This is a genomic window from Stenotrophomonas sp. 22385 (assembly GCF_052045085.1).
Lineage (GTDB): Bacteria > Pseudomonadota > Gammaproteobacteria > Xanthomonadales > Xanthomonadaceae > Stenotrophomonas.
The window spans coordinates 365874-382896 of the sequence record NZ_JBQEOG010000003.1 but is presented as its reverse complement, the minus strand read 5'-3'; the positions used below and the strand labels follow the sequence as shown (position 1 = coordinate 382896).

The 17023-nt window shown below is 67.6% G+C and carries 15 protein-coding genes; all 15 read left to right on the top strand.

Annotated features, from left to right (window positions below; translation table 11 throughout):
- Position 1: 1 nt before the first annotated feature.
- The 15 genes from cheY (at position 2) to ACTJI4_RS08300 (ending at position 16847) form a co-directional block, all read left to right on the top strand.
- A complete protein-coding gene (gene cheY / locus ACTJI4_RS08370) occupies positions 2-394 on the top strand; it encodes a chemotaxis response regulator CheY (RefSeq protein ID WP_017357461.1) in 393 nt (130 codons plus the stop codon).
- Positions 394-1008, top strand: a complete 615-nt coding sequence (locus ACTJI4_RS08365; protein ID WP_440869024.1) for a protein phosphatase CheZ — start codon at positions 394-396, stop codon at positions 1006-1008. The genes cheY and ACTJI4_RS08365 overlap by 1 nt, the downstream gene beginning before the upstream one ends.
- Before the next feature lie 4 nt (positions 1009-1012).
- Positions 1013-2845: a chemotaxis protein CheA gene (locus ACTJI4_RS08360; protein ID WP_392917229.1), complete on the top strand. Its 1833-nt coding sequence runs from the start codon at positions 1013-1015 to the stop codon at positions 2843-2845.
- A gap of 67 nt (positions 2846-2912) precedes the next feature.
- Positions 2913-3653 carry a flagellar motor protein gene (locus ACTJI4_RS08355; protein ID WP_392917227.1) on the top strand — a complete coding sequence of 247 codons (741 nt, stop codon included), beginning with the start codon at positions 2913-2915 and terminating at the stop codon, positions 3651-3653.
- A 1-nt stretch (position 3654) separates the two neighbouring features.
- Positions 3655-4647 (top strand): flagellar motor protein MotD, encoded by a 993-nt coding sequence (gene motD / locus ACTJI4_RS08350; RefSeq protein WP_392917225.1) that lies wholly within the window; start codon positions 3655-3657, stop codon positions 4645-4647.
- 4 nt (positions 4648-4651) lie between these two features.
- On the top strand, positions 4652-5434 hold the full coding sequence (locus ACTJI4_RS08345; protein WP_392917222.1) for a ParA family protein: 783 nt from the start codon (positions 4652-4654) through the stop codon (positions 5432-5434).
- Positions 5431-6498 (top strand): chemotaxis protein CheW, encoded by a 1068-nt coding sequence (locus ACTJI4_RS08340; RefSeq protein WP_440869023.1) that lies wholly within the window; start codon positions 5431-5433, stop codon positions 6496-6498. The genes ACTJI4_RS08345 and ACTJI4_RS08340 overlap by 4 nt, the downstream gene beginning before the upstream one ends.
- A gap of 103 nt (positions 6499-6601) precedes the next feature.
- The gene (locus ACTJI4_RS08335) at positions 6602-6910 is read left to right on the top strand and encodes an STAS domain-containing protein (protein ID WP_095363812.1); all 309 of its coding nucleotides are present in this window, start codon (positions 6602-6604) and stop codon (positions 6908-6910) included.
- Positions 6907-7272, top strand: a complete 366-nt coding sequence (locus ACTJI4_RS08330; protein WP_038688521.1) for a response regulator — start codon at positions 6907-6909, stop codon at positions 7270-7272. Before ACTJI4_RS08335 ends, ACTJI4_RS08330 begins: the two co-directional genes overlap by 4 nt.
- Positions 7273-7320: 48 nt before the next feature.
- Complete coding sequence (locus tag ACTJI4_RS08325; RefSeq protein WP_440869022.1) at positions 7321-9300, top strand: chemotaxis protein CheA; 1980 nt, start codon at positions 7321-7323, stop codon at positions 9298-9300.
- Between the two features lie 363 nt (positions 9301-9663).
- Positions 9664-11898: a methyl-accepting chemotaxis protein gene (locus ACTJI4_RS08320; RefSeq protein ID WP_440869021.1), complete on the top strand. Its 2235-nt coding sequence runs from the start codon at positions 9664-9666 to the stop codon at positions 11896-11898.
- Between the two features lie 155 nt (positions 11899-12053).
- The gene (locus ACTJI4_RS08315; RefSeq protein ID WP_392917209.1) at positions 12054-12833 is read left to right on the top strand and encodes a flagellar brake protein; all 780 of its coding nucleotides are present in this window, start codon (positions 12054-12056) and stop codon (positions 12831-12833) included.
- A 536-nt stretch (positions 12834-13369) separates the two neighbouring features.
- Positions 13370-13861 carry a chemotaxis protein CheW gene (locus tag ACTJI4_RS08310; protein WP_392917206.1) on the top strand — a complete coding sequence of 164 codons (492 nt, stop codon included), beginning with the start codon at positions 13370-13372 and terminating at the stop codon, positions 13859-13861.
- 147 nt (positions 13862-14008) lie between these two features.
- Positions 14009-14392 (top strand): hypothetical protein, encoded by a 384-nt coding sequence (locus tag ACTJI4_RS08305; RefSeq protein ID WP_392917203.1) that lies wholly within the window; start codon positions 14009-14011, stop codon positions 14390-14392.
- Between the two features lie 94 nt (positions 14393-14486).
- Positions 14487-16847: a methyl-accepting chemotaxis protein gene (locus ACTJI4_RS08300; protein WP_440869020.1), complete on the top strand. Its 2361-nt coding sequence runs from the start codon at positions 14487-14489 to the stop codon at positions 16845-16847.
- Positions 16848-17023: the final 176 nt, after the last annotated feature.

Here is a 17023-nt window from a genome sequence, read left to right as displayed (position 1 = left end):
TTTGAACAAGAACATGCGTATCCTGATCGTCGATGACTTCTCGACCATGCGTCGTATCGTCAAGAACCTGCTGGGCGATCTGGGCTTCACCAATACGGCCGAAGCCGAGGACGGGCATGCCGCGCTGGCGCTGCTGCAGAGCCAGCCATTCGATTTCGTGGTCACCGACTGGAACATGCCGGTCATGACCGGCATCGACCTGCTCAAGGCGATCCGCGCCGACGCCAAGCTCAAGACCCTGCCGGTGCTGATGGTCACCGCCGAAGCCAAGCGCGAGCAGATCATCGAAGCGGCGCAGTCCGGCGTGAACGGCTACATCATCAAGCCGTTCACCGCCCAGACCCTGGAAGAAAAGCTCGGCAAGATCTTCGAACGCCTGGCGGCGAGCGCCTGATGGAGACCCTTCGCGACAAATCGGCGCTGGTGCAGCGCCTGCAGGATGCCCTGGCTGCGCTGGAAAGTGGCGACGAAGCCGGTTGGCGCCGGGAAATCGACGCCCTGGCCGCACTGCGCACCCAGCCGATGATGGCTGGCCTGAACCGGCTTGCCCGTGAGCTGGGCCAGGCGCTGGGTGAACTGCCCACCGTGCCCAGCGAAGCCGGCGAGCTGGACGATGCCTGCGCGCGCCTGGACCACGTAGTGGCGATGACCGAACAGGCCACCCACCGCACCCTGGACCTGGCCGAAGAATGCCGCGCGCTCACCGAGCAGCTGCGTGCCAACGGGCTGAGCCCGGACCAGGACCAGCAACTGGACCGGATCCGTCACAACCTCACCGAGATCGCGCTCACCCAGAGCTACCAGGATCTCACCGGGCAGATCATCCGCCGCGTGGTGGGCATCGTGCGCCGCGTGCACGAAGGCTTCGGCGCGCTCGGCCTGCCGCCACCGGAAGAAAGCGCCCACAAGCGCGACAACGGCCTGGCCGGCCCGGCCGTGAGCGGCCTGGACCGCCATCAGGTGTCGCAGGTTGACGCCGACGACCTGCTTTCCGATTTGGGGCTTTGAAACCATGAGTGCCGTTCCAGACGACATTGCTGCAGACTTCATCCTCGAGGCCCAGGAGATCCTGGATCGCCTCGGCGAACAGCTGGTGTCGCTGGAGCAATCGCCCCAGGACAGCGACCAGCTCAACGCGGTGTTCCGGGGTTTCCACACGCTCAAGGGCGGTGCCGGCTTCCTGGGCATCCAGGCCATGGTCGAGCTGTGCCACGCCGCCGAAGAAACCCTGGGCATGGCCCGATCGGGCCAGGCCGTACTGCAGGCCCACCACTTCGACGCCGGCCAGCAATCGCTGGATTACCTGCAGTCGATGCTGGATTCGGTGGCCGCCGGCACCGAGCCGGGCTATGCCCCGCCGGAACTGATCGCGCAGTTCGACGTCAACGGACCCGCCACGCCGGCCCCGGTCGCGGCGGCCGCCGCCTCCAGCGGCGAGCTGATCACCGACGATGAGTTCGAAGCCCTGCTCGATACGCTGCACGGCGGCGCCGCACCCACTGCGGTGACGAAAAAGAAAGGCGATGACCTGATCGGCGAGGACGAATTCGAAGCCCTGCTCGACCAGCTGCATGGCGGCGCCGCCCCCGGCGCGCAGGCCATTGCCGCCCCGGCGCCGGCCCCGGCCGTCGCAGCGCGCCCGGTTGCGGCCCCGGCCCCGGCCAAGCCGGCCGCCAGCAAGCCGGTCGCCGAAGCCGAACACACCGTGCGCGTGGATACCAAGCGCCTGGACGCGATCGTGAACCTGATCGGCGAACTGGTGCTGTCGCGCAACCGGCTCAAGACCCTGCGTGCGCGCCTGCACGACGAGGAACTGGACCGCGCCGTGTCTACGCTGGACATCGCCACCGCGCGCCTGCAGTCGGCGGTGATGCGCACCCGCATGCAGCCGGTCGGCAAGGTGTTTTCGCGCTTTCCCAAGGTCGCCCGCGACGTGGCCCGCAACCTGAAGAAGGAAGTGGAGCTGGAACTGATCGGCGCGGAAACCGAACTGGACCGCAACCTGGTCGAAGCCCTGGCCGACCCGCTGGTGCACCTGGTGCGCAATGCGATCGACCACGGCATTGAAATGCCCGACCTGCGCGAAGCCCAGGGCAAGACCCGCAGCGGCAACGTGCGCCTGTCCGCGCAGCAGGAAGGCGACTACGTCAGCATTGAAGTGCAGGATGACGGCGCCGGCATCGATCCCGAGCGCCTGCGTGCCAAGGCCCGCGAGAAGGGCCTGATCGACCCCGAAGCGGCCGCCCGCCTGACCAGCGAGGAGTGCCTCCATCTCGTGTTCCTGCCCGGTTTCTCGACCAAGCAGGAAGTCACCGATATCTCCGGCCGTGGCGTCGGCATGGACGTGGTGCAATCGCGTATCCGCGAACTCAGCGGCCAGATCCAGATCCAGTCCGAACTGGGCCGCGGCAGCCGCTTCATGATCCGCGTGCCGCTCACCCTGGCGATCCTGCCGACCCTGCTGGTGCAGGCCGGTGAGGATGTCTATGCGCTGCCGCTGGCGCGCGTGATGGAGGTGCTGCACGCCCCGAACTCCTCGCTGGGCTGGTTCGACGGCCGCGCGGTGCTCGACCGCAAGTCGCACACCCTGCCGCTGGTCGATCTGCGGCACTGGCTGGCGGTGGAGCCGGCGCCGTCGTCACTGCTCACCATCGTGGTGTTGCAGGCCGGCGAGGCGCGCTTCGGGCTGGTGGTGGACCAGGTCCGCGGCCGCGAGGAAGTGGTGATCAAGCCGCTGCCCAAGGCGCTCCGCGGCCTGCGCGGCTACGCCGGCGCCACGCTGATCGGCGACGGCCGCATGTCCCTGATCCTCGATGTGGACGGGCTGCGCACCCAGCACGATTGACATGCCGGGCTGAACCCCCGGCAGCCCTGCAATTCAAGTCCCCCACCCGCAAGCCGATATCGGACAAATGGACAGACTCAGCCTCATTGGACTTTTCCTTGCCCTGGCCTCGCTGGTCGGGGGCAGCATCCTCAAGGGTGCCGGGCTGGCTTCGCTGTGGTCCCCTGCCGCGTTCGTGATCGTCATCGTCGGCACCCTGGCCGCGATCCTGCTCCACACCTCGCCCGCCGTGTTCAAGCACGCTTTCAGGATCGTGCGCTGGGTCGTGCGCCCGCCGGCCAGCGACCGCGCCGAGCTGATCCGCCAGATCGTGGAATGGAGCAACATCGCCCGCCGCCAGGGCCTGCTGGGCCTGGAAGCGCACGTCGATGCCCAGGACGACCCGTTCCTGCGCAAGGGCCTGCAGCTGCTGGTGGATGGCGTGGAGCCGGAAACCATCCGGCACATGATGGAAATCGAACTGGGCAGCCAGGAGAGCCAGGACCTGGCCGCGTCCAAAGTGTTCGAGGGCATGGGCATCTACGCCCCCACGCTCGGCATCATCGGCGCGGTGCTCGGCCTGATCGCGGTGATGAAGAACCTGGCCGACCCGAGCAAGCTCGGCCACGGCATTGCTGCCGCGTTCACCGCCACCATCTACGGCATTGCCTCGGCCAACCTGCTGTTCCTGCCGGTGTCGGCCAAGCTCAAGAGCGTGATCCACCACAACAGCCGCGACCGCGAAATGATCATCGAAGGCCTGATCTCGATTGCCCAGGGCGAGAACCCGCGCAACATCGAGACCAACCTGTCGGGGTTCCTGCACTGACATGGCCCGCCGCAGAGCCCACGAAGAGCATGCCAACCATGAGGCCTGGGCGATCCCCTACGCCGACCTCATGACGCTGCTGCTTGCCTTTTTCGTGGTCATGTACGCCATCTCGTCCCTCAACGAAGGCAAGTACCGGGTCATGGCCGACGCGCTGACCACCGCCTTCGGTGGCGCGCCGCGCACCATCAACCCGGTGCAGGTCGGCAACCAGCAGGTGCAGGGGGGCGGCTGGGACAGCCCGTCGGTGATCAGGGCCGGCAACCGGGTCGGGCCGTCGGCACCTTCGCCCAGCAACGACCCGACCCTGCTGCCTGCGATGGCCTCGCAGATGCGCATGCCAGTGTCGGTACATAACCAGCAGCAGCTGCAGGCCGCCGAGCGCCAGCTCAACGGCATTGCCGATCGCCTTACCGCCACCCTGGCACCGCTGATCGACCGCGGCATGATCACCGTGCGCCGCACGGAGCTGTGGATCGAAGTGGAGATCAACAGCGACATCCTGTTCACCACCGGCTCGGCGACCCTGGACGTGCATGCGCGCGACACCCTCGCCTCACTGGCCAAGGTGTTGCACGACGCGCCCAATGGGGTCCGCGTGGAAGGCCACACCGACGACGTGCCGATCGCCACCGCCCTGTTTCCGTCCAACTGGGAACTGTCGGCGGCGCGCGCGGCCAGCGTGGTGCACCTGTTCGCCGACCAGGGCGTGCAGCCGGCGCGGCTGGCCATGGTCGGCTACGGGCAGTTCCGCCCGCGCGAAGACAACACCAGCGCGCAGGGCCGCAACCGCAACCGCCGGGTGATGGTCATCATCCTGGCCGACACCGCGCAGGGCGTGGACCCGCTGGGCCCGCAGCTCACCGCCGAAACCGGCACCGCGCCGGCCACGGCCGCGCCCTCCCCTGTTCCCCCCCTCGCCCCGGTGCAGCTGCCACCAGGGCCGGCCGGCAGCCGTGTTGGCGCCGCCGTTTCCCCCGCAATGAAGGAGTAAGCCGATGCGTATCTGGGCAATCGCCAACCAGAAAGGCGGCGTGGGCAAGACCACCACCACCCTGGCGCTCGGCCGCGGCCTGGCCGCCCTGGGCCACCGCGTGCTGCTGATCGACCTCGATCCGCATTCGTCGCTCACCCGTGCCTTTGGTGTGCCGCTGGATCCGCCACCCGCCGGCGTACTGGAGCTGTTCGCGACCCCGCCGGCAGAACTGGGCAGCCTTGCCCATCACAGCCAGGTGCCGGGCCTGGACTTCATCTGCGCGCAGGCCGCGCTGGCCACGCTCGAGCGCCGCAGCGCCAACCAGCCCGGCCTCGGCCTGGCTCTCCAGCACGCAATGGCCCGCCACCAGGGCCAGCACGACTACATCCTGCTGGACTGCGCGCCCACCCTGGGCCTGCTGATGATCAATGCGCTGGCCGCAGCCGATCGCCTGATCATTCCCACCCAGGCCGAGCCGCTGGCCCTGCACGGGCTGGATGGCATGGTACGCACCGGCGAGATGGTCGAGCGTTCGCGCCGCCGGCCGCTGCCGATGTCGATCCTGCCGACCCTGTTCGACCGCCGCACCCGCGCCGGCAACGAAACCCTCAAGCAGATGCAGGACCGCCACGGCCACCGCGTGTGGGAAGACGCGATCCCGGTCGATACCCGTATCTGCAACGCCGCCAGCCTGACCGTGCCCGCGACCTCCGACGACTACCCCGGCCGTGGCCTGGCCGCGTACCGGCGTGCGCTGGAATGGATCCTGGCCGATGACGCGCTGCAGATGGAGCGCGCGGCATGAACAGCACCGGCGTACTCGACGACTATCTCGAGGAACTCCTGGGCGACGCCGTGCCCGTGACCGCCGTGGCGGGCGCTGACACGGAAGACGCCAGCGGCGTGGCCAAAGCGATCCGCGCCGAATTCACCGCCGACGATGAAACACCGTCGTTCGACACACCGACCTCGCCCGGCGCGCCTGCCGCCATGGCGCTGCTCGACGAGCTGATGAACGACCCGGCACTGGGTCCGGTGCCGGAAACCGCTGCGCCTGCCCCCGTTTTCGACACGCCGACGTCGCCGGGCGCGCCTGCCGCGCTGGCGCTGCTGGACGAACTGCTCAATGACCCGGCGCTCGGCCCGGTCGAGGTGGCCGCGACGCCGGACGCCGCGCGGCCCAGCTGGGACGATCTGCCTGCCGAAGCGCTCCACGACACCGCGCCGTTGATTGCCGCCGCTCCCGTGCGCGCACCGGCCCCGGCCACTGTCCCGGCACCGGTCGCACGTACTGCACCGCCGCCGGCACCCGTGGCCGCACCGCGCCCGGCGGCGACCGCGCCCGTTCCCGCGCCCGTCTCCTCCAACCGCCCCAGCAGCTGGCAGGAACTGCAGGCGCAGGCCCGCAACCCGGCCTCCAGCCCGCGCGGCGACCGCCGCGCCAGCGAGCGCACCTCGCGCTGGCTGCGACTGCGCTGCGGGCCCCAGGCCTACGCACTGGAGCTGCTGAAGGTGCAGGAAGTGGTGCTGCCGGTACCGCTGCTGCCGCTGCGCGGCACCCCGTCGGCGATGCTGGGCATCATGAACCTGCGTGGCCAGGTGGTGCCGGTGATGGACCTGGGCATCCACCTGGGCACCGGCCCGGCCCGCGACGACGCCAACACCCGCATCGTGGTGCTGGAGGAAGACGGCGAAACCATGGGCCTGCGCGTGTCAGCCGTCGAAGACGTGGCCAACCTCACCGATTCGCAGATCGAACCGCCCGATACCGCGCGCATCTGCCAGATATCCAACGATCTGTTCCGCGGCGTGGCGCGGGTGACGTCGCAGCCGATGATCCTTCTGGACGCCACGCAGCTGTTGAACTGAGCGGCAGGGGCCGGCGGCAGGCGGCACATGCCATGCCGTCCGCCCCTAAAGGTTTCGCCAATTACGCCGTTATAGACCTCGGAACCGATTGTCCGGAGCAACGATGAGCACTGTGGCCCTGGGTGATGATCTCGGTATCGAGACCAGCACCGAGCTCAAAACACGCCTGGCCCCCTTGGTGGACCAGGGCGGCGACCTGACGCTGGATGCCAGCCAGGTGGGCCGTATCCATACCGCGTCGGTGCAGGTCCTGTGCGCGTTCGTCGAGGCCCGCCGCCAGGCCGGCCACCCGACCGCGTTCGATGGCTGTACGGCCACCTTCCGTGACGCCGCGCGCCTGCTCGGTGTCACCCAGGCCCTGGGCCTGGACGCAACCCATGACAACCTGAAATCTGTGGAGAACGCGGCATGAGCGCACGTATCTTGGTGGTGGACGATTCGGCGTCGATGCGCCAGATGGTTTCCTTCGCCCTCACCTCGGCCGGCTTTTCCGTCGAGGAAGCCGAAGACGGCGCCGTCGCCCTGGGCCGGGCCAAGGGCCAGCGTTTCAACGCGGTGGTGACCGACGTCAACATGCCGAACATGGACGGCATCTCGCTGATCCGCGAACTGCGCCAGCTGCCGGACTACAAGTTCACCCCGATGCTGATGCTGACCACCGAATCGGCCGCCGACAAGAAGTCCGAAGGCAAGGCCGCCGGCGCCACCGGCTGGCTGGTCAAGCCGTTCAATCCGGAACAGCTGGTCGCGACCGTCCAGAAAGTCCTGGGCTGATCCCCACCCGCCTCCCCCTCCCCCCTTGGTAACCGGACCCGAACGCCCATGAGCATGGACCTGCAACGCTTCCACGCCACCTTCTTCGAGGAAAGCCGCGAGGGCCTGGACGCGATGGAAGCGGGCCTGCTGGCACTGGAATCGGGCCAGCAGGATCCGGAAATCATCAACTCGGTGTTCCGCGCCGCGCACTCCATCAAGGGCGGCGCCGGCACCTTCGGCTTCGACGCCATCGCCGCGCTGACCCACGTGCTGGAAACGCTGCTGGACGAACTGCGCGCCGGCAAGCGTGCGCTGGAAGCGGCCGCAGTGGATGCCATGCTGTCCTCGGTGGACGTGCTGCGCGCCCTGCTGCGCGAAGCCGAACACGGCCAGCCGGCCGACCCGCAGGCCGTGGCCGCGGTCAAGGCACGCCTGGAAGCGGTGCTGTCCGGCCAGGCGCCGAGCGCCGCCGCGCAGGTCGCCGCCAAGGTCGATGACACCCCCGAGGCGTGGCAGATCGGCTTCGTGCCGGCACCGTCGCTGTTCATGAGCGGCAACGATCCACTGCGCATCATCCGCGAACTGGAACACCTGGGCTCGCTGCAGGTGGCTGCGCGCCTGGAGCGCCTGCCCGGCTTCGACCAGCTCGACCCGCTGGAAGCCCACCTGGCGTGGGACCTGGGCCTGGTCGGCAAAGTGCCGCGCAGCAAGATCGAAGACACCTTCGCCTGGGTCGTGGACGACTGCGAGCTGGACATCCGTCCGGCCGCGCCACCGAGCCTGGCCACCCGCGCTCCGGCCACCGCCGCGCCTGCCGCTCCGGTGGCCGCCCCGGCAGCGCCTGCCGCTGCAGCGGCACCGGCGGCCACCAGCGAAGCGGAAACCTCCATCCGCGTCGCCGTGGAAAAGGTCGACGCGCTGATCAACCTGGTCGGCGAACTGGTCATCACCCAGGCCATGCTCAAGCAGGTCTCGCACGCGCTCGACCCGGTGCATGCCGAACAGCTGTTCGCCGGCCTGGACCTGCTGGAACGCAACACCCGCGACCTGCAGGAAGCGGTGATCGGCGTGCGCATGCTGCCGGTGGACGCGGTATTCCGCCGCTTCCCGCGCCTGGTCCGCGACCTCTCCTCGCGCCTGGGCAAGCACGTGCGCCTGCGCACCATTGGCGAAGGCACCGAGCTGGACAAGGGCCTGATCGAAAAGATCGCCGACCCGCTGGTCCACCTGGTCCGCAACTCGATCGACCACGGCCTGGAAATGCCCGATGTCCGCCGCGACGCCGGCAAGGACGAAACCGGCACGATCACCCTGGCAGCATCGCACCAGGGCGGACATATCGTGATCGAAGTCAGCGATGACGGCCGTGGCCTGAACCGCGACAAGATCCTGTCCAAGGCACTCGAGCGCGGCTTGGCCGTGCCGGACAACCCCACTGACGCCCAGGTCTGGGACCTGATCTTCCAGCCGGGCTTCTCCACCGCCGATGCCGTCACGGATCTGTCCGGTCGTGGCGTGGGCATGGACGTGGTCCGTCGCAACATCCAGGCGCTGGGCGGCGAAGTACAGCTGGAAAGCAAGGCCGGCAACGGCACCCGCGTGCTGATCCGGCTGCCGCTGACGCTGGCCATCCTCGACGGCATGACCGTGGCGGTGGCGGGCGAAACCGTGATCCTGCCGCTGGCGTACGTGCTCGAGGCGCTGCAGCCGCAGCCTGAAGATGTCCGCTCCATGGCCGGCGAAGGCCGCGTGCTGCGCGTACGGGGTGAGTATCTGCCGATCCTGTCGCTGAGCGAGTATTACGGCTTCGGCCGCCGCACCCATGATGATTCGCTGGTGGTGGTGGTGGAAGGCGACGGCCAGAAGATTGCGCTGGAAGTGGATGAACTGGTCGGCCAGCAGCAGGTGGTGGTGAAGAACATCGAGAACAATTACCGCCGCATCAGCGGTGTGTCCGGCGCGACCATCCTGGGCGACGGCCGCGTCGCGCTGATCGTGGATATCGGTGGCCTGGTGCGTTCGCTGCGGGTGCCGCAGGCGGCGTAATCGCCCCGGCCCCTGCCCGCTGCAAGCGCCCCCGTTTGATGACGGGGGCGTTTTTTTTACGCCGCGCGCAAAACCGTGATGTCGGTCGGAGCCGATACGGCCGCGTATCGATGCCCCATTCGCCACCGCACGGTGAAACCATTGGTATTGCTTGCTCTCGCAACCATTGGCTGCAAACCGCGCTGCCGCGTGGTCCACGAAAAAATGTGACATCGCGCACTCAAGAAACCGTCGTGCGCCGCCGTTATCCGCAATAGCGATGAGACGTTGATCGCCCGCCTGACGCCCCACCGCCCTGCCGCGTTCGTCCTTACGCCCAGCACCCCACGGCTGCGCGCCCCCGCCCTGCCCGGAGTTTCCCGCATGAAGTGGTTCCATGATCTGCCCATCAGCCGCAAGCTCGCGGTCGGGTTTGCCCTCACCACCCTGATGACGATCGCGCTGGGCGTGTTTGCCCTGGTGCGCCTGAACAGCGTCAACGCCGAACTTGCCGCGATGGCGAGCAACGACATCCCCTCCGTCCAGCACCTGGGCGAGGTGCGCGCGCAGCTGGGTGAGTTCCGCACCTTCGAGCTGGCCCAGCTGAGCATGCTGGACCAGGCCGACAAGGTGGCCGACTACAACAAGCGCATGGACGCCACCGCCAAGACCGTGCGCGATGAACTGGCAGCCTACGCGGCCCTGCCCGCGGGCGAAAAGGAAAAGGGCCTCTACAGAAAGGTTGCGGCCGATCTGGAAGTCTACTTCGCCGCCAACGCGGAAATGCGCGCCGCCGTGGCCGCCGCCGATGGCGTGCTGGCGCAGCAGATCTCCGATGAAAAGTCGCGCCCGGCACGCCGCAAGATGTTCGACGACCTCAAGGAGCTCGGCGCCTTCAGCAGCGGCCTCATGCAGTCCAAGATCGCCGCCGCCAATGCCACCCATCGCACCAGCGTGGTGGCCATCCTGGTCACCATCGGCCTGCTCTCGCTGCTGGCCATCGCCATGGGCGTGGTGATCTCGCGCGCCATCACCGGCCCGATCCGCCAGGCCATGCACGCCATCCAGTCGGTGGCCCGTGGCGACCTGTCGGTGAACATCGCCTCGAGCACCACCGCCGACGAAGCCGGCCGCATGCTGGCCGCTACCCGTGACATGACCGTGATGCTGCGCCGCTTCTCCAGCGAAACCCAGCAGATGGTGGAAATGCATGCCGGCCCGGATATCAGCCACCGCATCCCGGAAGACTTCCCGGGCGTGTACGGCCAGCTGGCCGTGGGCGTGAACACGGTAATCTTCGAGCACCTGGATTCGATCAAGGACGCCATCAACGTGCTGAACCAGTACGCAGCCGGCGACCTGTCGCAGAACGCGCGCCGCCTGCCCGGCACCCGCGCGATCCTGCACGAATCGATGGACGCGGCCAAGGCCAGCCTGCTGGCCATCAACACCCAGATCCAGACCCTGGCCCAGGCTGCGGCCGCCGGTGACTTCAGCCAGCGCGGCGATGCCCTGCGCTTCGACCACGACTTCCGGGTCATGATCGAGCACCTCAACACGATGATGGAGGTGGCCGACGGCAACCTGTCGCAGCTCTCGCACCTGCTGCAGGCCATCGCCAACGGCGACCTCACCGCACGCATGCAGGGCCAGTTCCACGGCGTGTTCGCCAGCATGCGCGACGATGCCAACACCACCGTGGCCCAGCTGACCCAGATCGTCAGCCGCATCCAGCACGCCTCGGGCAGCATCAGCACGGCCGCCGGCGAAATCGCCTCGGGCAACAACGACCTGTCGCGCCGCACCGAGCAGCAGGCGGCCAACCTGGAGGAAACCGCCGCCTCGATGGAGGAACTGACCTCCACCGTGCGCCAGAACGCCGAACACGCCCGCCAGGCCAACCAGCTCGCCATTGGCGCGCACTCGGTGGCCTCGCAGGGCGGCGAGGTGGTCGGCAAGGTGGTCAGCACCATGCACGAGATCGACGCGTCCTCGCGCCGCATCGCCGACATCATCACCGTCATCGATGGCATCGCCTTCCAAACCAACATCCTGGCCCTGAACGCGGCGGTGGAAGCGGCGCGTGCCGGCGAGCAGGGCCGCGGCTTCGCCGTAGTCGCCTCGGAGGTGCGCACCCTGGCCCAGCGCTCGGCCAGCGCGGCCAAGGAGATCAAGGGCCTGATCGACGAGTCGGTCGGCAAGGTCGCCGAAGGCTCGGCGCTGGTCAACCAGGCCGGTGCGACCATGGGCGAGATCGTCGCCTCGGTGCAGCGCGTGACCGACATCATGGCCGAGATCTCGGCCGCCTCGCAGGAGCAGTCGGCCGGCATCGAGCAGGTCAACCAGACCGTGATGCAGATGGACGAAACCACCCAGCAGAACGCGGCGCTGGTCGAAGAAGCCACGGCCGCCGCACGCTCGATGGAAGAGCAGGCCGGCCACCTCACCGATGCGGTGTCGCTGTTCAAGCTCGAGGGTCAGGCGGCGCCGGCCGTCGCCGCCGCACCGGCAGCACGCCACGCCGCCCCGGCCCGCCCGCGTGCGCCGGCCGCGCCGGTCCGCCGCGCAGCGGTGCGGGAACCGGTACTGGCCAATGAAGGCGACTGGCAGGAGTTCTGAGCCCGGCCACCCTGCGCACTGACAGCACCCCGCTACGGCGGGGTGTTGTTTTAGCGCTACACAAACGTGCCCTACATTATTGTGAACTGCTGCCGATAAACGGACAGAGACCTGATATCGCACGATATCCGTACCCGCCCAACGCAGCAGAGTCCATGTCCGAAGGCAGCCTCGACCCTCATGACGCATCCCATGCCGCGCACGACGATGGCACGGACGATCGTTACCTGGTGCGCAATCCCCGGCAGATCCGTCAGCTGCTGCAGGCCCTGATTGACCAGCGCTCGCTGATCAACGCGCACCTCGGCGGGCGAGATCAGTCGTTCCCGACCGCGATCCTCGAGCTGGACGAGGACGACGACTGGCTGCTGCTCGACGGCAGCCCATCCGAACCGGCCAACCGCGCCGCCGAAGACGCCGGTCACCTGCTCTGTTTCGCGCAGCTGGACCGGGTGATGGTCCGCTTCCGGCTGGACCACCTGGAGCGCACCGGGGACCACCGCCATGTCGCGTTCCGCGTGCCCTTCCCCACCGAGCTGGTGCACCTGCAGCGCCGCGAACTCTATCGGCTGGAAACCCCGTTCACCGACTCCCCGCACCTGCTGTTCCCGATCAACGAAGACCGCAGCGAAGCGCTGCACCTGCGCGTAGTGGACATCAGCGGCGGCGGCCTGGCCGTGACCGTCCCGGTGGACTGCAACGTCTTCAGCATCCAGAAGCGCTACGACGCCCGCCTGGACATGCCCGACAGCGGCCCGCTGCAGATCTCGCTGGTCGTCTGCAACCAGCTGGCGGTCAAGCTGCCCAGCGGCGTGGAAATGAAGCGCATCGGCATGCGTTTCGATGGCCTCCCGCGCGGCGGCGACAGCGCCATCCAGCGCTACATCTTCCGCATCGACCGCCAACGCAGCGCCCGCAAGAACGGCGAGAGCTAGAACCAAGATCAAGAGCCGCGGTGAGCTGATCGCTTCCGGGCCGGTGCCGGTAGGCCCGCGGGGGGCGCCGTGAATACGTCCATGTAGGCTTGGTCGCCGCATCCATGCGGCTCACACCCCCGCAAACCTACCGCCACCAACCCGCCGACCGTCAGCTGGCGCCTCAGTAAGAGCAAGGGCAGGACCGACCAACGGTCGGTACATACCGCCTTTTCTGTGCGAACCGACCAAGCGTCAAAGGGCTGGCGGGGGTGGGTTTGCAGGGGTGTGAGCGGCATGGATGCCGCGACCAAGCCTACATGGACGTATTTACGGCGTCCCCTGCAAACCCACACCCGCCAGCCCAAGCCAGGGACACCCGCAGACCAGACGCTCTTGCTCTTGCTCTTGCTCTTGCTCTTGCTCTTGCTCTTGCTCTTGCTCTTGCTCTTGCTGTTGCTGTTGGCCCCGCGCCTCTAAAGTCGCGGCATCCCAGGCCGATATCCAGCGTGACGCCCCGGTTTTCCGACCGCCACGCCCGACCCAGGATTCCTTCCATGAACGACAGCAACCCCAACGCCGCCAGCAGCGGTGGCGAGTACCTCAGCTTCACCCTCGGCGCCGAGCACTACGGCGTGGACATCCTCAAGGTGCAGGAAATCCGCGGTTACGACTCCGTCACGCGCGTGCCCGATGCCCCCGATTACATCAAGGGCGTGATCAACCTGCGCGGCACCATCGTTCCGGTCATCGACCTGCGCCTCAAGCTGCGCCTGGACGAAGCCCGCTACGACGCCTTCACCGTCATGATCGTCCTCAACGTCGACAACCGCGTGGTCGGCATCGTCGTGGACAGCGTCTCCGACGTGATCCCGCTCAGCGCCGACCAGATCCGCCCCACCCCCGAATTCGGCGCCGCCGTCGATACCCGCTTCATCTCCGGCATCGGCACCCAGGACGATCGCATGCTCATCCTGCTCGATATCGAAACCCTGCTCGACAGCGCCGACATGGGCCAGCCGGCCGTCGTCGAAGACGCAGCTGCCTGATCCGGCCGCTGCGACAGACCGGAACGACTTTCGTTCAACAAAGTCCTTAAGTTGTGTCGCGATTGGCCGATAGCTGGATTCAGGAACCGGACGCGCGGCCCCGCCACGCCCCGGACCGTTTATCCATATCCCCCGGAGAATCTCCCGATGAAGTCCCTCCTCGCATTGCTTTCGGTCGCTGTCCTCGCCACGTCCGCCTCGTCCGCTTTCGCCCAATCGGCTGAAATGATCCCGCCGGAGCTGGCCGCGCGCGCCGTCGGCAAGGATGGCATGGTCTGCGGCAAGGTTGAAAAAGCCCGTTACGCCGAAGGCTCCGAAGGCCAGCCGACCTTCCTGTACATGGGCGGCGCCTTCCCGCGCCACACCTTCTCGGCGCGCATCGCCGGCGAGAACCGCGGCAAGTTCAGCTTCCCGCTGGAAACCCTGGAAGGCAAGACCGTCTGCGTGATCGGCAAGATCGCCCGCGACGCCTCGCGCGCTGAAATTGAAGTCAGCTCGCCGGCTGGCCTGAAGCTGGCCAACATCAAGTAATCGCCCCACGCCCCGCCACGCCGGTCCAGGCCGGCGTGGCCGCTGCAACCGGGCACCACGCCCGGACGCGTCTGCCACCGGAGAGTGCACCACCATGCAATGGATCAACAACCTCAAACTGATGCCGAAGTTGATGCTGACTTTCGGTGTAATCCTGCTGGTGATGCTGCTGCAGGGCGTCGTCGCCTATCGCGGCCTGCACTCCCTCAACAACGTGACCACCGAGCTGGCCGGCAACCGGATGGAGAGCATCCGCATGGCCGGTGAAATGCGTGGCATGCTCGGTGAATACCGCAATTCGGCCTACCAGGGCCTCATCCGCGCCAGCGACGACGTCAAGGCCGAAGCCAAGACGCGTGCCGCCGACCTGCGCACCAAGATCGACGCCTCGATCAAGAAGTATCCCGCCCTGATCGACAGCCCGCAGCAGAAGAAGCTGTTTGACGCCTTCGCCAAGGATTGGACCGAATCCCTGGCCTCATACGATTCGGTCGCCGAAATGCTGGAGCTGGACCTGCCGGACGACGCCGTCGACACCTTCGTTGGCGAAACCCGCGCCAAGCACCTCAAGGCCGCAGCCGCCCTTGAAACCCTGATTGCCGAAGACAACCGCCTTGCCCGCGCCTCGCGCGAACAGGCTGAATCCACCTACGCCACCTCCGCTACCCTGACCATCATCGCCCTGCTTGGCGGCGCCGCCCTCGGCCTGGTGCTGGTGTACCTGTTCGCCCGCTCGCTGGTGGGCAGCGTCCGCGGCGCCGTATCAGTGGCCAACGAAGTGGCCGGCGGCAAGCTGGACGGCCATATCGACGTCACCCGCAAGGATGAAGTGGGCGACCTGATGCAGGCCATGCAGCGCATGCAGCGCGACCTGCGTGACCGTACCGAAACCGAACAGGTCGTTGCCCGCGAGAACCTGCGCATCCGTACCGCGCTGGATTACAGCTCCACCGGCGTGTACCTCACTGACAACAACCTCAACATCGTCTACGCCAACCGCGCGCTGGAACAGACCCTGTCCCAGTACCAGGACGAGCTGCGCAGGAGCCTGCCGGAATTCGATGCCACCACCTCGCTGGTCGGCCGCCCGCTGACCGTGCTCGAGCACCGCGGTGAAATGGACGCCACCCTGCTGGGCAACCTCAAGCAGCACGGTGTGGCCCGCCGCGCCATGCAGTTCGGCGACGCCCAGTTCGCCCAGGTCGTATCCACCATCCGCAACGAAGAAGGCGAGAGCGTCGGCCACGTGGTTGAATGGCGCGACCGTACTCCCGAAGCGCTGGTCGAAGCCGAAGTGGCCCGCGTCATCGCCCAGGCCGCCGCCGGCGACCTGTCCGGCCGTATCAGCGCCGAAGGCAAGGATGGCTTCTTCCTGCAGCTGGCCCAGCAGATCAACGGCCTGCTCGACGCCAACGCATCCAGCATCGAACAGATCTCCGGGCTGCTCACCGCACTGTCGCAGGGCGACCTGACCGTGCGCATGCACGGCGAGTTCGAAGGCGTGTTCGCCACCATGCGCGACGACGCCAACGCCACCGCCGAACAGCTCAGCGGCATCGTCACCCGTATCAAGCAGTCCAGCCAGGCCATCAGCTCGGCCGCCAGCGAAATCGCCACCGGCAACAGCGACCTGTCGCGCCGCACCGAGCAGCAGGCAGCCAACCTGGAAGAAACCGCCGCCTCGATGGAGGAACTGACCTCCACCGTGCGCCAGAACGCCGAACACGCCCGCCAGGCCAACCAGCTCGCCATCGGTGCCCATACCGTTGCCTCCCAGGGCGGCGAGGTGGTCGGACATGTGGTGACCACCATGAGCGCCATCGAAGCCAGCTCCAAGCGCATCGCCGAGATCATCTCGGTGATCGACGGCATCGCGTTCCAGACCAACATCCTGGCCCTCAACGCGGCAGTGGAAGCGGCGCGTGCCGGCGAACAGGGCCGTGGCTTTGCCGTGGTGGCCTCCGAGGTGCGCACCCTGGCCCAGCGCTCGGCCGCGGCCGCCAAGGAGATCAAGGGCCTGATCGATGACTCGGTCGGCAAGGTCAACGACGGTTCGGCGCTGGTGCACAAAGCGGGCACCACCATGGGCGAGATCGTCGCCTCGGTGCAGCGCGTGACCGACATCATGGCCGAGATTTCGGCGGCCTCGCAGGAACAGTCCGCCGGCATCGAACAGGTCAACCAGACCGTGGTGCAGATGGATGAGACCACCCAGCAGAACGCCGCGCTGGTGGAAGAAGCCACCGCCGCCGCCCGTTCCATGGAAGAACAGGCCGGCCACCTCAGCGATGCCGTCTCGATCTTCCGCCTGGACGAGCAGGCGCTGGCGCCTGTCGCACCGACGCAGGCACCGCGCGCCGCGAGCCGCCCGGCCCCTGCACAGGCACCGGTGCGCAAGCCGGCCGGCCGCGCGGTGGCGGCAGAGCTTGCCGAAGGCGACTGGCAGGAGTTCTAAGCTGCGCTGCACACCCGTGCGGTGCTGAATGACACAGGCCCCCATGCTCCGGCATCGGGGCCTTTTTACGTCTGCAGCTGAATGCGCTCAGCTCGTGCAGCTAAATCGTGACCGCTTTCTGCCGATAACAGCATTGCCTCGACACGTTCGTCGACGTCGGCTTGCGCTGTACGCCC

Excerpts from the sequence above, each read along its gene's own strand:
- motD (WP_392917225.1), top strand. The coding sequence starts at position 3,655 with ATGGCCCGCCGCAGAGCCCACGAAGAGCATGCCAACCATGAGGCCTGG.
- ACTJI4_RS08360 (WP_392917229.1), top strand. The coding sequence starts at position 1,013 with ATGAGTGCCGTTCCAGACGACATTGCTGCAGACTTCATCCTCGAGGCC.
- ACTJI4_RS08335 (WP_095363812.1), top strand. The coding sequence starts at position 6,602 with ATGAGCACTGTGGCCCTGGGTGATGATCTCGGTATCGAGACCAGCACC.
- ACTJI4_RS08305 (WP_392917203.1), top strand. The coding sequence starts at position 14,009 with ATGAAGTCCCTCCTCGCATTGCTTTCGGTCGCTGTCCTCGCCACGTCC.
- ACTJI4_RS08325 (WP_440869022.1), top strand. The coding sequence starts at position 7,321 with ATGAGCATGGACCTGCAACGCTTCCACGCCACCTTCTTCGAGGAAAGC.
- ACTJI4_RS08315 (WP_392917209.1), top strand. The coding sequence starts at position 12,054 with ATGTCCGAAGGCAGCCTCGACCCTCATGACGCATCCCATGCCGCGCAC.
- ACTJI4_RS08320 (WP_440869021.1), top strand. The coding sequence starts at position 9,664 with ATGAAGTGGTTCCATGATCTGCCCATCAGCCGCAAGCTCGCGGTCGGG.
- ACTJI4_RS08330 (WP_038688521.1), top strand. The coding sequence starts at position 6,907 with ATGAGCGCACGTATCTTGGTGGTGGACGATTCGGCGTCGATGCGCCAG.
- ACTJI4_RS08365 (WP_440869024.1), top strand. The coding sequence starts at position 394 with ATGGAGACCCTTCGCGACAAATCGGCGCTGGTGCAGCGCCTGCAGGAT.
- ACTJI4_RS08345 (WP_392917222.1), top strand. The coding sequence starts at position 4,652 with ATGCGTATCTGGGCAATCGCCAACCAGAAAGGCGGCGTGGGCAAGACC.
- ACTJI4_RS08300 (WP_440869020.1), top strand. The coding sequence starts at position 14,487 with ATGCAATGGATCAACAACCTCAAACTGATGCCGAAGTTGATGCTGACT.
- ACTJI4_RS08310 (WP_392917206.1), top strand. The coding sequence starts at position 13,370 with ATGAACGACAGCAACCCCAACGCCGCCAGCAGCGGTGGCGAGTACCTC.
- ACTJI4_RS08355 (WP_392917227.1), top strand. The coding sequence starts at position 2,913 with ATGGACAGACTCAGCCTCATTGGACTTTTCCTTGCCCTGGCCTCGCTG.
- ACTJI4_RS08340 (WP_440869023.1), top strand. The coding sequence starts at position 5,431 with ATGAACAGCACCGGCGTACTCGACGACTATCTCGAGGAACTCCTGGGC.